Genomic DNA, 13,962 nt, shown 5'->3' with positions numbered 1-13,962 from the left:
AGGGGCCATATAGACCCCTGATAACCAACCAAATATTGGTTAATAAGAGCTTCTATTTAAAGAAGAGCTTATTTCTCAGCTGATTCTTCTTCAACAAAACCTTCAGCGACTACTACTTCTGCAGTACGGCCTTCTTTAACAGCTTCAGCAGCTGCACTTAAGTAAAGCTTAACTGCACGGATAGCATCATCATTACCAGGAACGATGTAATCGATGTTATCTGGGCAAGAGTTAGTATCTACAACAGCGATAACTGGAATACCTAGGTTATTCGCTTCTTTAATTGCAATGTGCTCGTGATCTGCATCGATTACGAAGATTGCATCTGGGATACCACCCATGTTTTTGATACCACCAAGTGTTTTTTCAAGTTTTTCTAATTCACGAGTACGCATAAGCGCTTCTTTCTTAGTTAACTTGTCAAAAGTACCGTCTTGGCTTTGAGTTTCAAGATCTTTCAAACGTTTGATCGATTGACGAACTGTTTTCCAGTTAGTCAACATACCACCTAACCAGCGGTGATCAACGTAAAATTGGTCACATGAGATAGCAGCTTCTTTAACAGCTTCTGAAGCTGCACGTTTAGTACCAACAAAAAGGATTTTACCTTTTTTAGCAGCTTTAGCTTCTAAGAAGTTAAGCGCTTGGTTAAACATAGGAACTGTTTTTTCAAGGTTGATGATATGAACTTTATTACGAGCACCAAAAATGAATGGTTTCATTTTTGGGTTCCAGTAACGAGTTTGGTGACCGAAGTGAACGCCTGCTTGTAGCATATCGCGCATTGATACTGTTGCCATTTGAATTTCCTCTTTAAGGGGTTAGGCCTCCACACATCCCATACACTCGACCATATTCTTCATAAACTGAAGTAGGCACCCCGAGTGACGTGTCGATGCGTGTGTGTTATTTAAGTAATAATCCTTAATATTCAACGCATTAAATTGCATTGAATGAATTATATTGGTTATTCGAGAAAGTGACTAAAAAAATAATCTATCAGACTCGGTGCGCTTTATAGCACAGTTATCGAATTAGCTCAATAAATAGCGTGCTAAATAATGATTTTTTAACAATCAACAAAAGCCGTAATCCCTTACACTGAACAAGGCTTTGTTGTTATTATTTTGTCTAGCACCAAAGCGGAAAATTCTTTATAGTTATATATAAATTATTCACTCCAAAAAGTATAGAGACATTAGATGGCTGGACTTATAAAAACTGCTCAAGAAATAGAAAAAATGCGCATTGCAGGACAACAAGCTGCAGATGTATTAACTATGATAGAACCTTATGTAAAAGTAGGTGTTACCACAAATGAACTGAATCAACTTTGCCATGACTTTATTGTTAATGTCCAAGGTGGTATTCCAGCACCATTAAACTACCATGGTTTCCCTAAATCTATTTGTACTTCAATAAACCATGTAGTTTGTCACGGCATCCCTAATGACAAACCACTAAAAGACGGTGATGTAATCAACCTAGATATCACTGTTATTAAAGATGGTTATCACGGTGATACGTCAAAAATGTTTATGGTTGGAAACACTTCAATTCTAGCAAACCGTTTAGCACGTGTAACACAAGAGTGTTTATACATTGGTATTAAAATGGTTAAGCCAGGTGTTCGCTTAGGTGACATCGGTGCAGCGATTCAAAAACACGCAGAAAACCATAACTACTCAATCGTACGCGAATATTGTGGCCACGGTATTGGCGCTGGCTTCCACGAAGAACCACAAGTATTACATTACGGTAAAAAAGGCACTGGCGAAGTATTAAAAGCAGGTCAATGTTTTACTATTGAGCCAATGCTTAATGCCGGTAAGCGCGATTGTAAAGTACTACGTGACGAATGGACTGTTGTCACTAAAGATAAAAAACTATCAGCACAATGGGAACATACACTGTTAGTGACAGAAACAGGTGTTGAAATCTTAACACTTCGTCCTGAAGAAACAATTGAGCGTATCATTAACCCAGAATAAACGTGAACAGCCTGTAAGGTTTACCTCACTTACAGGCATCAACATCGAGGCTTTAAATGGACTTTGAACAACACTCCCCACTTATCATTGAAGAAAATAACCTAACTATCCCCTTTCTAAAAAAACACTTACACACTTTCTCAGACTGGCAACTTGAACAATTCGAAGCGAAACAACCTATCAATCAAATTGTTGCCACTCGTTCACAATATATTGACCAATTACTAAGCCGTTTATGGAATATGCTTGGTTTGAACGAAAATAAAGATCTGAGCTTATTAGCTGTGGGTGGATATGGTCGTGGCGAGTTACATCCTAAGTCTGACATTGACCTACTTATTTTATCTGATAATAAATTTGATAAACAATCCGAAGAAAAAATAAGTCAGTTAATCACTTGGTTATGGGACTTAAAATTGGATGTGGGTAACAGTGTCCGTAATATCAAAGACTGTATCGAACAGGGTAAAACGGATATTACTATTGCGACGAGTATGATTGAGTCACGTTTACTGGCAGGTAATGAAGATACATTTGATAAGTTACAAGTCGCCATCAACCACGCAAAATTCTGGCCTTCTGATAAGTTTTTTATTGCCAAAAAAGAAGAACAAATATCCCGCCATAAAAACTGTCGAGGTGATGGTTATAGTCTAGAGCCTGATATCAAAAATGGTAGTGGTGGCTTACGCGATATACAAACCATTGCATGGATTGCAAAACGTCATTTTGATGCACACAGTTTATTAGAGCTGACTTCCTATGGGTACATCACTCAAGGCGAATATCATGAAATTAATGACTGCCAGGCTCAGTTATGGCGCATCCGCTTTGCATTACACACGGTAACCAGTCGCCCCGATAACCGACTGTTGTTCGACTTTCAAAGTGATGTGGCTAAATTATTAGGTTATACAGGGCAACGTAATGAAGCAGTAGAACAAATGATGAAAACGTTCTACCAGACAATACGTCGTGTAAAAGAGTTGAATGGAATGTTATTACAATATTTCGATGAAGCGATTTTAGGTAATATCACCACCAAATTTCATGATATAGATGATCACTTTCGGATACGTGGAGATAAGATTGAATTAACCACATCAGGTTACTTTCAAGAAAACCCAGAAGCGATGTTACAATTATTTGTACACATTGCAGAAGATGACCGTATAAAAGGTATTTATTCAACCACACTACGTGAATTAAGAGAAGCAAGGCGTTGCCTAACCCATTGGTTGCAAAACATCCCGGAATGCCGTCACGTATTCATGGAGATAATCAAACACCCTCGTGGAATGGGGCTCCCCTTTACTTTAATGCATGAGCACGGGGTGTTAGCCGCTTATATTCCTCAATGGAGTCGCATTGTTGGACAAATGCAGTTTGACCTTTTCCATGCTTATACGGTTGATGCACACACTCATAAGCTAGCTAAGTTCATCTATAACTATCCAACTAACAAAGAAGATTTCCCGTTAGCACATCAAATTTTCGGGATCATCGAAAAGCCTGAATTGCTGTTTTTAGCCACTATATTTCATGATATTGCAAAAGGCCAGCAAGGAGATCACTCTACACTAGGAGCTGTCGATGCCTTGGCTTTTTGTGAATTACATGGTTTATCCCGACACGAAAGTCGAGTGGTTGCTTGGTTAGTAGAGCACCACCTAACCATGTCAGTAACAGCACAACGACGTGATATCAGCGATCCAAATGTAATTATCACCTTTGCTAAAGAAGTGCGTGATGAAAAACACCTTAACTTATTATACTGTTTAACCGTCGCTGATATATGTGCAACTAATGAAGAAACTTGGAATAGCTGGAAAGCGAGTTTATTGCGTGATCTTTATAATAAGACCGTCAACATGTTAAGACGTGGCTTAGAGAATCCGCCTGATATTCGCGATCGTATCCGCGATCGACAACAAAAAAGTCTGAGCATCTTAGAAACAAAATACGGAATAACCAAAGAGCAAGTTAAACCTTTATGGAAACGTTTTAAATTAAACTATTTTTTTCGTTATACCACTGCACAGATTTGTTGGCATACGCAGCACCTTTTAAAACATAAGGATCAAAGTAAACCCTTAGTTTTAATTAGTACTAAAAATGCCCGTGGTGGCAGTGAAATTTTTGTTTATCATAAGGATATGCCGGTTTTATTTTCTTCTGTGGTCACGGAAATAGATAATAAAAAATTAGGGGTACATGATGCAAAAATTTTATCTAGTCGCGACAACTACTCACTGAGTACATTTACTGTATTGGAAGAGGATGGTGAGCACATAGACAGCGATAAAATCAATCGCTTACGTGAAGCTATTGTTGATACGCTCTCTAAACCACATATTGTAAATTCAAATATAATTCGTTTGGAACGTGTTAAGCGCCCGTTTAAGTTCGAGCCTAGAATAACCTTTTTACCGACGCGAAGAAAACGCACACAAATTGAAATAGTGGCATTTGATGCACCTGGGATATTAGCTAATATTGGTACGGTGTTCGTTGACCACGGTTTAATGCTAGATACCGCGAAAATCACCACTATTGGTGAAAGAGCTGAAGATTTATTTATTGTATCAACTGCTGATGGCGACTCACTTACTGAAGAGCAAGAAGAGAAGTTAAAGGCTAGCTTGATGTATGAATTAAGTCCAAGTACTTAAAAGTTAAACTATACAGCTTAAAAGAAAAAACCAGTTGCCCGAGGGTAACTGGTTTTTTTAGTTGATCACAGCGTAAAGTAATCTCGTCAATCTCACTCAGCCTTACTATTCGATAGTATCAGTCAAACATAACAAACCCATGTTCAAGCAGAGTCAGTGTGACTTTATCACCGATCTTAAATAAAACACTATCATAACAATGATTACTATATTTTATGACAAACTCTTGAGCAGCAAAACGCACCTTAATTTGCTGAGAAGCCCCTTGGAAATCCACCTGCTCAACCACTGCATCGCCTCTTTGGTCATGCTTTATGTCGATGTGCTCTGGTCGAAGCAATAAACGCTGTTTCTGCCCTTTTTTATGGTTACTTTGATGCTTACTTGTTAACACACCAAAACAGCTCTGATAGGTCGACTCATCAAGCACAGTGACATCGATATAGTTTGCTTGTCCCATAAAGTTAGCAACATACATTGAATTTGGCTTACGGTATAAGGTTTGAGCATCATCAATTTGGACAATTTTTCCGGCTTGCATCAAGGCAATACGATCTGCAAATGCAAAACCTTCTTCTTTTGAGTGCGTAACAAATAAAGCGCTCATTTTTTTTTGCTTTAGTAATAAGCGGATTTCATGAATCAGCTGAAAACGCACATGTTGATCCAAATTTGAAAACGGCTCATCTAACAGCATTAATTCAGGTTGATAAGCTAACGCACGTGCAATCGCAATACGTTGCTGCTGTCCGCCAGAAAGTTGGTGAGGATAACGCTCGCTCATTTCATTTAATTGCACTAATGCTAACATCTCTTCAACACGTTGCTGCTTTTGTTGTTGAGAAAGCTTACTGGTCAGTGAGAAAGCCACATTATCGAAAACATTAAGGTGGGGAAATAATGCATAATCTTGAAAGATCAAACCAATTTTACGTTTCTCAGGAGCAACATTGATATCAATATCATTCATCACTTTTTGGCGAATGCTAATTTTACCGGTTAACTCACTTTGCAGCCCTGCAACCGCGCGTAACAAAGTTGTTTTTCCACAGCCACTTTCACCTAATAAACAAACAATTTCATTGTCGTTTAAGGTTAAATTTAATCCATCTAACACTAATGTTTTTTGATAAGAACAACTTAACTCTTGAATATCTAAGGCGCTCATTAAACTTTCTTCTCTAATAAGTTATTAACAATAATAAATGGGATCAACCCTAGCACAATAATCAATAATGCAGGTAAAGCTGCATACTCAATCATTTCATCAGATACAAATTGATATACATAAGTTGCTAATGTTTCAAAGTTAAACGGCCTTAATAACAATGCCGCTGGTAATTCTTTCATGGCTTCAATAAACACTAAAATAAAAGCAGTTAGCATCCCTTTACGAATTAATGGCATATTAACTCGCCATAGTGTTTTAACAGCACCATTACCTAAGGTTCTTGAGGCTAAATCTAAAGAAGGGGCAACTTGTACTAAACTACTATCAACACTCCCTACAGCAATCGCAGTAAAGCGAACAAGATAACCTAAAACGAGAATAATTAAAGAGCCTGAAAAAACCAGCCCTACTGGTGATAAATCCAAGCTTAATAATAAATCATTTAATAAATGGTCAAGGTTAGTTAATGGAATTAACACGCCAATAGCGACTACCGTACCCGGCACTGCGTAACCTAAAGAGGATAAACGAATACTCGACTTAGCGGCTAACCCAGGCGTTAAACGTTGATAAAAATTGACAATTAAAGCAACAAACAGCGCTAAAAAAGCCACTAAAAATGCTAACCATAAACTATTAAGAGTGTAATCAAATAGCTCTTCATTTAACGAAGCTTTGAAATAATAAACGGCATAATAAACTAACGTACTAATTGGAATAAATAGTGACAGGCTTAATAATGTCCAAATAAATATTAATGTGCCCCACTTTCTCCAGCCAGCTAATACAAAACGCAAATCAACCTGTCCGCTGTTATTGCGCTGATAAACTCTTTGTTTACGGCGGCTATAATTCTCTAACGAGATCAGTCCGACTAACACAAGTAACATCACTGAAGATATTTTCGCGGCAGTAGTTAAGCTACCTAATTCCAACCAAGTATCATAAATAGCAGTAGTCAGTGTATGGACAGCGAAATAGTTTACCGTAGCAAAGTCCCCTAATGTCTCCATTGCAATTAATGAAATACCAACGGCCATAGCAGAACGGGACAAAGGGAGACTGACACGGAAAAATGCTTTAGTTGGTGGTAGGCCAAGTGTTCTAGCTGCTTGAAATAGTCCTGCTGACTGGGTTAAAAAAGCACTTCTTAATAATAAGTATAAATAAGGAAAAAGTGATAATGCTAAAATAACAGAAGCACCAAACAAGGTGCGAATATCAGGAAAGTAATAATCATTAACGGATTGCCAGCCAAAAAACGACCGTAAAAATAGCTGAACTGGCCCAGCAAAGTCTAATAAATCAGTATAGACAATAGCCACAATATAGGGAGGCATTGCTAATGGCAGCATTAACACCCATTGTAATTTTTTACGTCCGGGGAATTCACAACAGGCCACAAGCCAAGCGGAAGGTAATGCAAATAGAATACTAATTGCAACGACAGTAATAATGACCAGAACGGAGTTGCTAATATAAGTGAATAAAACGGTATCTAAAAGATGTGTAAAACTGCCATTTTCATCGATATTAAATGCGCTAATAAAAATGGCAATAATTGGGGATAACAAACTACAAGTTACTACCCATGGTAATAACTTGTAGAGGGTTGACTTAGAGATCAAATTTCACTTCATCCATCATCTTAATTGCCGCTTCATGTTGTGCCGCAATATCCGCTAATTTAAGATCATCTTGCTTGAATTCACCCCAAGATGAAACTAACTCAGAAGGTTTCACGTCAACTTTTACTGGGTATTCAAAGTTGATTTCAGCATACATACCTTGCGCAACATCACCAGATAAGAACTCAATTAATTTAATCGCATTTTCTTTATTTGGTGCATATTTAGTAACCGCAACACCACTTATATTAACATGAGTACCTGTAGTTTTTTGATTTGGGAAGTTGATATGTACCGCTTCAGCCCAAGAAACTTGTTTAGGGTCATTTAACATTTTACCTAGGTAGTAGCTATTAGTTAATGCATAGTCACATAAGCCTTCTTTAACAGCTTTTACTTGCGCACGGTCGTTACCTTGTGGTTTACGAGCTAAGTTTGCTTTTAGGCCTTCTAACCATTCTTTAGCTTTTGCTTCACCTTCATGAGCAATAATCGATGCTAATAATGATACATTGTAAGGATGTTTGCCTGAACGCATACACACTTTACCTTTGAAGGCAGGTGTTGCTAAGTCTTGGTAAGTAATATCAGGAACAGGACCAACGCGATCAACTGAAGAATAAATACTACGAGCACGGCTAGTTAATGCAAACCATTGCTCATCTTCGCCGTGGAATTTACTTGGAATATTTTTATTTAAAACATCACTATTAACAGATTGAGCTAAACCATCTTCAGTGAATAATGCTAAACGGCTAAAGTCAGAAGTTAACATAATATCTGCTGTTGATAGCTTTCCTTCACGCTTAATACGTTCAATCAGGCCTTTCTTAGCGAATAATACGTTTACTTTAATGCCAGTTTCCGCAGTGAACTCTTCCATCATAGGTTCAACTAGGAAAGGTTGACGATATGAATAAACGTTTACCTCTTCCGCAGCAAAAGACATTGAACTTGCTAATACTGATGCACCAACTAATAAACTAGTAGATATTTTTTTAATAGACATTTTTCTTCCTGTAAATGAGTATAATTAACAACGCCATACTATTGAGAATAATTACTATTTACAAGCTTAATTCCTCTCTATTTTTAAAATTGTGACCCCAAGTTATTAATAATTAATTAATCAACAGCTGAACATATTCAATTGTCTATAATATAATCAATAACTTGCTAACCATCATTATATTATAATACCTACTAACCTAAGTTTTTAAAAATATACACGAACCACTGATACTGCAACACAACCAGGGCGGCGAGTGCCTTGAATTTCAATAGATATCTCTTTTTCTATCTCCAATCCTCTTTTAATCGGCGATACTTTGATTAATCGACTATGTGCTCTTATGGTCGAGCCTGTTTTTACAGGATAAGGAAAGCGTACTTGGTTTAACCCATAATTGACCGTCATTTTGACATTAGGGTAAGCAGGTTTACTAGCATCCACACTTCCCGTTAAGTAAGGCAATAAAGAAAGTGTTAAAAAGCCATGAGCAATAGTGGTTTTAAAAGGTGATTCAACTTTCGCTCTTTTTACATCATTATGTAGCCACTGATGATCACCAGTAACATGGGAAAATTGATCCACACAATCTTGAGTTACGGTAAACCATTCTCCAACATGAATCTCTTTGCCTATTTGAGTCTGCAAGCACAAGAAAAGCTCACGAGCCTCAGAAGAAACTTGTACAGGAGCTTGAGCCACTTTAATTGACTCACCATTTTCTAAAATAGAATATTCTCTAATCCAAGATAAGATATTCTCACGTTTATAGTTGGTTTTTTTTAAAAATAACGAGTAATAATCTCGGACAGCCGGAGACATCCATTGCTTGAAATCGAAAGCAAATTTTTGCATTACATCTTCTTTATATTTATTAATATTAATCTTTTTCATGAAATGGCTTCCTCTCGACTATCATTTATTAAGTATTTAATGAGGCATTTATCTCATTTAATACTGCGACAGGATCATTAGCTTGCGTTATCGGACGGCCTATCACTAAATAATCCGAACCACTATCAATCGCTTGTTTAGGCGTTTTAATTCTACGTTGGTCACCAGCATCCGAGCCTGCAGGTCTAATTCCAGGGGTAATAAGCTTAAATGAGCTGCCTAATAGTCCTTTCAATTCTTCGGCTTCATGTGATGAACAAACAACACCATCTAAGCCTGATACTTTAGTTAATGTAGCCAAGCGCTTAACCTGCTCTGCGGGTGTTAATGTAATACCTAATTCATTAAGATCACTTTGATCCATACTGGTTAACACTGTTACAGCAATTAATAACGGCGCCTTATCTCCATAAGGCTTTAAAATCTCCTTTGCTGCTTCCATCATTCGACGGCCGCCACCTGCATGCACATTCACCATCCATACGCCTAAGTCTGCAGCCGCTTTCACCGCTTTAGCAACCGTATTAGGAATATCATGAAACTTCAGATCCAAAAAGACATCAAAGCCCTTATCAACAATAAGTTTTACAAAGTCAGGCCCAAAATGCGTAAACATTTCTTTACCTATTTTTAAGCGACAAGTGCCCGGATCGAGCTGTTCAATAAAGGTTAATGCTTGTTGTTTATCGTCATAATCAAGCGCGATCACAACCTTAGGGTCGATTAATTGAGTCATTTTCTTTCCTATTTCACTATTTGTAATAAGTAACACTAGTTTGTTAATTAATGGTTTTTGACGACAATCGAGGTATCACCTCATGGTTACTCCCCATCTAACCCTCTAATAGGTTTAATACGTCCCCAATCTTTACAAGAAGGACACTGCCAAAACAGCTTCTTAGTTGAATAACCACACTTTTGACAACGATACTGTGGTCTAAAAGTAATTTGTTCTGTCACCAATTTATGCAAAAAATCGATGCTTTCTCGTTCACTATCTGATTGCGCTAAGCGTAAATGATAGGTCATCAAATGGTTAAAGCCCTTCATCGTTGGATGACGGCGTAACTCCTGCAACATAAATGATTGCGCTTGCTTAACACTTTTAAATTCGGCAATCAGGTTCGCTAACAAGATAACAGCACTTGCCCCGCCCCCTAATCCAACAATACGTTGTAAATAAACAATTAATGATTGCTCGGTATGTAGCTGTTGATGTAATCCATATAATCTTTCTAAAATAACCTCAGTGAAATCAACATCCAGCTCAGGTACTTTTTCTAACATTTCGACCGCTTTCTCTAACTGCGCATTTTGGGCATAATAATCAGCCATTGCAAGGCAAGCTTGGATACAACCAGGGAAGATAACTAAGGCCTTTTGATATAACTTTACTGCTTGTTTTTGCTGATCAGGCTCAGTCATTTCATCAGCGAGACTGCAATATAAATAAGCAAGGGTCCTTGGCTTAGCTTGGTTTTTCCCCATTTTATTTAATTGTTCAGTACAATTTATCGCTTCTTGCCAGTCCTTTAACTGTTGATAAATCAGTAATAAATTTTCTAATGCAACACATCTATATTCTGCAGACTCTTTTAATTTGATAAATACTTCTTCACTGCGGTCAAATAAGCCCGATTGATAAAAGTCTTTTCCTAGCTGCAACATCGCTAAATCACGCTGCTCAAGAGTAAGAGAAGGTCGGGCGATAAGGTTTTGATGAATACGGATAGCGCGCTCTACTTCACCGTTTTGACGGAACAAGTTACCAAGCGCAAGATGAGTTTCAATTGTTTCATCATCGACATCTAATAATGCGATGAAATGATCGACAGCTTTATCAGGTTGTTCATTGAGTAGAAAGTTTAAGCCTTGGACATAATCTCTACTAAGCTGATTACCCTTTTTTTGCTTTTTTTGATAAACGCTGCGCACACCCATATACCAGCCATAAAAGGCCGCAACGGGGAGCAGGAGGAAGAATATTTCTTGCACTAAGTGTTATTCTTGTGAAATGCGGTCACGTACATTATTGAGCTCTTTACGCTGCTTAGCGTTTAATTTATGTAGTTTACGATTCTTCATTTTTAGCTTTAGGAAGAAATAGCTTGCCAAACTAAGTGCACCAGCAAACCCTAAAGTAAAGATGATGGCTAATAATGTAGATAAACGTAACTCATTCTGCGCAATAATATAATTGACTGTAACAAGCTGTTGGTTTTTTAAACCCAACACGATCACAATGATCAGGAATACAATAGTGATTAATATAGTTAGAAATCGTTTCATAGGTCCTACCCGCACAAGAATAAAGAATGATTAGTGTATTATAAATCAACCAGGGAATAAATCATTGATATGAATCGTTTAACATTACCCACATAAATCTTAATTAAGTGAGGTAAAGAGGAGTGAATATGCAAAAACAGATAGATAAAAAAATAGTGCCTTTCAGCACTATTTTTATTTATAACGATTACTGTTAAGCATTAATCGCATTAACTCGTTCTCTCAATGCTTTACCCGGTTTGAAGTGAGGGACATACTTACTTCCCAATTCAACCTTATCTCCCGTTTTAGGATTACGGCCGACTCGTGGAGCACGGTAATGTAGAGAGAAACTACCAAAGCCTCTAACCTCAATTCGCTCGCCAGAGGCAAGTGAATCAGTCATCAGCATTAATGTTTCCTTTACACAATCTTCAACTTCTTTAACCGACAATTGAAAGTGTTTGCTGGTTAGTCTTTCGATCAAATCAGATTTAGTCATAACTTACCTCGTATTATTTGAATACAAATTTAAACAAACGTTAAGTTAATGCATTAAAAGGTGGTTGCAATAACCACCTCTAATTATTTGCCTTTAGCAGCGTTAAACGCGTCAAGCATTGCATTACCCATGCTAGCTTCATCTTGCTGTTTCAAGCTATCGATAGCATCTTTTTCTTCTGCTTCGTCTTTTGCTTTGATTGATAAGCTGATTACGCGGTTTTTACGATCAACACCAACGTATTTAGCTTCAACAGATTCACCAGCTTTTAATACTGTAGATGCATCTTCGATACGGTCACGTGAGATATCAGCAACACGAATGTAACCTTCAACACCTTCAACAAGAGCAACAGTAGCACCTTTAGCATCAACTTCAGAAATAGTACCTGTAACAATAGCACCTTTCTTGAATTCAGCTAAGTAGTTATTGAATGGGTCAGCAGCGATTTGCTTGATACCTAGAGAGATACGTTCACGCTCTGGGTCAACTTGTAATACAACAGCTTCGATTTCGTCGCCTTTTTTGTAATCAAGTACAGCTTTTTCGCCTTCAACTTCCCAACTGATGTCAGAAAGGTGAACTAGACCGTCGATGTTTCCGTCAAGACCGATGAAGATACCGAAGTCAGTGATAGATTTAATCTTACCAGAAACTTTTTGTCCTTTATCGTGTGTTGAAGAGAACTCTTCCCACGGGTTAGCTTTACACTGTTTAAGACCTAGAGAAATACGACGACGTTCTTCGTCGATATCTAGAACCATAACTTCAGCCATGTCACCTAAGTTAACAACTTTAGATGGGTGGATGTTTTTGTTAGTCCAATCCATTTCAGAAACGTGAACAAGACCTTCTACGCCTTCTTCAATTTCTACGAAACAACCGTAATCAGTTAAGTTTGTTACTTTACCAGTTAAACGAGTTGATTCTGGGTAACGCTTAGCGATTGCAACCCATGGATCTTCACCTAATTGCTTAAGACCTAGAGATACACGAGTACGCTCACGGTCAAACTTAAGTACTTTAACGTTGATTTCTTCACCAACAGTTACAATTTCACTTGGGTGTTTAACACGTTTCCAAGCCATATCTGTGATATGTAATAGGCCGTCTACACCACCTAAGTCTACGAAAGCACCGTAGTCAGTTAGGTTCTTAACGATACCTTTAACTTCTTGGCCTTCTTGTAGGTTTTCAAGAAGTTCATCACGTTCAACACTGTTTTCAGTTTCGATAACAGCACGACGAGATACAACAACGTTGTTGCGTTTTTGGTCTAGCTTGATCACTTTGAATTCAATATCTTTGTTTTCAAGGTGAGCAGTGTCACGTACCGGACGTACGTCAACTAATGAGCCAGGTAGGAAAGCACGGATACCGTTTAATTCAACAGTGAAACCACCTTTAACTTTACCGTTAATTACACCGATAACTGTTTCTTGGTCTTCGTACGCTTTCTCTAATTGGATCCAAGCTTCATGACGTTTAGCTTTTTCGCGAGAAAGTTTAGTTTCACCGAAACCGTCTTCTACAGCGTCTAGCGCTACATCACAAACATCGCCAACTTCAACTTCAACTTCGCCTGCAGCGTTCTTGAATTCTTCAACTGGGATAGCAGCTTCAGATTTAAGGCCTGCATCAACGAATACTAAGTTGTTGCTAATACGTACGATTGTACCTTTAACAATTGTACCTGGGCGAGTTTCTACTTGTTGAAGAGATTCTTCAAATAGTTCAGCAAAAGATTCCATCATCTATTTATTCACACTTATTTTATACAACCACATACAATCCATTAGTATGGGAGGCAAGAAAGATTACCACTCC

12 protein-coding genes are annotated in these 13,962 nt (G+C 37.8%); 2 read left to right on the top strand and 10 right to left on the bottom strand.

Translation table 11 applies throughout. From position 1 onward, the window contains the following. Positions 1 to 68 precede the first annotated feature (68 nt). Positions 69 to 800 carry a 30S ribosomal protein S2 gene (rpsB, locus tag V6256_RS00785; protein WP_113817957.1) on the bottom strand — a complete coding sequence of 244 codons (732 nt, stop codon included), beginning with the start codon at positions 798 to 800 and terminating at the stop codon, positions 69 to 71. A 402-nt stretch (positions 801 to 1,202) separates the two neighbouring features. Between rpsB and map the strand changes: the two genes are divergently transcribed. Further along, complete coding sequence (gene map / locus V6256_RS00780; protein WP_341596064.1) at positions 1,203 to 1,991, top strand: type I methionyl aminopeptidase; 789 nt, start codon at positions 1,203 to 1,205, stop codon at positions 1,989 to 1,991. A 56-nt stretch (positions 1,992 to 2,047) separates the two neighbouring features. Next, a complete protein-coding gene (glnD, locus tag V6256_RS00775; RefSeq protein ID WP_341596063.1) occupies positions 2,048 to 4,663 on the top strand; it encodes a [protein-PII] uridylyltransferase in 2,616 nt (871 codons plus the stop codon). Between the two features lie 118 nt (positions 4,664 to 4,781). On the opposite strand, the gene V6256_RS00770 is transcribed toward glnD, so the two are convergent. The 9 genes from V6256_RS00770 to rpsA form a co-directional block, all read right to left on the bottom strand. After that, the gene (locus V6256_RS00770) at positions 4,782 to 5,831 is read right to left on the bottom strand and encodes an ABC transporter ATP-binding protein (protein WP_341596062.1); all 1,050 of its coding nucleotides are present in this window, start codon (positions 5,829 to 5,831) and stop codon (positions 4,782 to 4,784) included. Next, complete coding sequence (locus V6256_RS00765; RefSeq protein WP_341596061.1) at positions 5,831 to 7,462, bottom strand: ABC transporter permease; 1,632 nt, start codon at positions 7,460 to 7,462, stop codon at positions 5,831 to 5,833. Before V6256_RS00765 ends, V6256_RS00770 begins: the two co-directional genes overlap by 1 nt. Beyond that, on the bottom strand, positions 7,452 to 8,465 hold the full coding sequence (locus V6256_RS00760) for a Fe(3+) ABC transporter substrate-binding protein (RefSeq protein ID WP_424141038.1): 1,014 nt from the start codon (positions 8,463 to 8,465) through the stop codon (positions 7,452 to 7,454). The genes V6256_RS00765 and V6256_RS00760 overlap by 11 nt, the downstream gene beginning before the upstream one ends. Before the next feature lie 213 nt (positions 8,466 to 8,678). Next, a complete protein-coding gene (locus V6256_RS00755) occupies positions 8,679 to 9,365 on the bottom strand; it encodes a MaoC family dehydratase (RefSeq protein WP_341596059.1) in 687 nt (228 codons plus the stop codon). Positions 9,366 to 9,393: 28 nt separating this feature from the next. Then, positions 9,394 to 10,101, bottom strand: coding sequence for an orotidine-5'-phosphate decarboxylase (gene pyrF / locus V6256_RS00750; protein WP_341596058.1), 708 nt, complete (start codon positions 10,099 to 10,101; stop codon positions 9,394 to 9,396). An 86-nt stretch (positions 10,102 to 10,187) separates the two neighbouring features. Next, on the bottom strand, positions 10,188 to 11,360 hold the full coding sequence (gene lapB / locus V6256_RS00745) for a lipopolysaccharide assembly protein LapB (RefSeq protein ID WP_341596057.1): 1,173 nt from the start codon (positions 11,358 to 11,360) through the stop codon (positions 10,188 to 10,190). A gap of 6 nt (positions 11,361 to 11,366) precedes the next feature. Then, on the bottom strand, positions 11,367 to 11,654 hold the full coding sequence (locus tag V6256_RS00740) for a LapA family protein (protein WP_341596056.1): 288 nt from the start codon (positions 11,652 to 11,654) through the stop codon (positions 11,367 to 11,369). A 193-nt stretch (positions 11,655 to 11,847) separates the two neighbouring features. Beyond that, complete coding sequence (gene ihfB / locus V6256_RS00735) at positions 11,848 to 12,135, bottom strand: integration host factor subunit beta (RefSeq protein WP_341596055.1); 288 nt, start codon at positions 12,133 to 12,135, stop codon at positions 11,848 to 11,850. Between the two features lie 83 nt (positions 12,136 to 12,218). After that, complete coding sequence (gene rpsA, locus V6256_RS00730; protein WP_341596054.1) at positions 12,219 to 13,889, bottom strand: 30S ribosomal protein S1; 1,671 nt, start codon at positions 13,887 to 13,889, stop codon at positions 12,219 to 12,221. Positions 13,890 to 13,962 lie beyond the last annotated feature (73 nt).

The sequence above is a fragment of the Psychromonas aquatilis genome, from assembly GCF_038155185.1.
In the GTDB taxonomy this organism is placed as follows: Bacteria; Pseudomonadota; Gammaproteobacteria; order Enterobacterales; family Psychromonadaceae; genus Psychromonas; species Psychromonas aquatilis.
The sequence above is the reverse complement of the archived record's forward strand: the minus strand, read 5'-3'. Positions and strand labels throughout refer to the sequence as shown.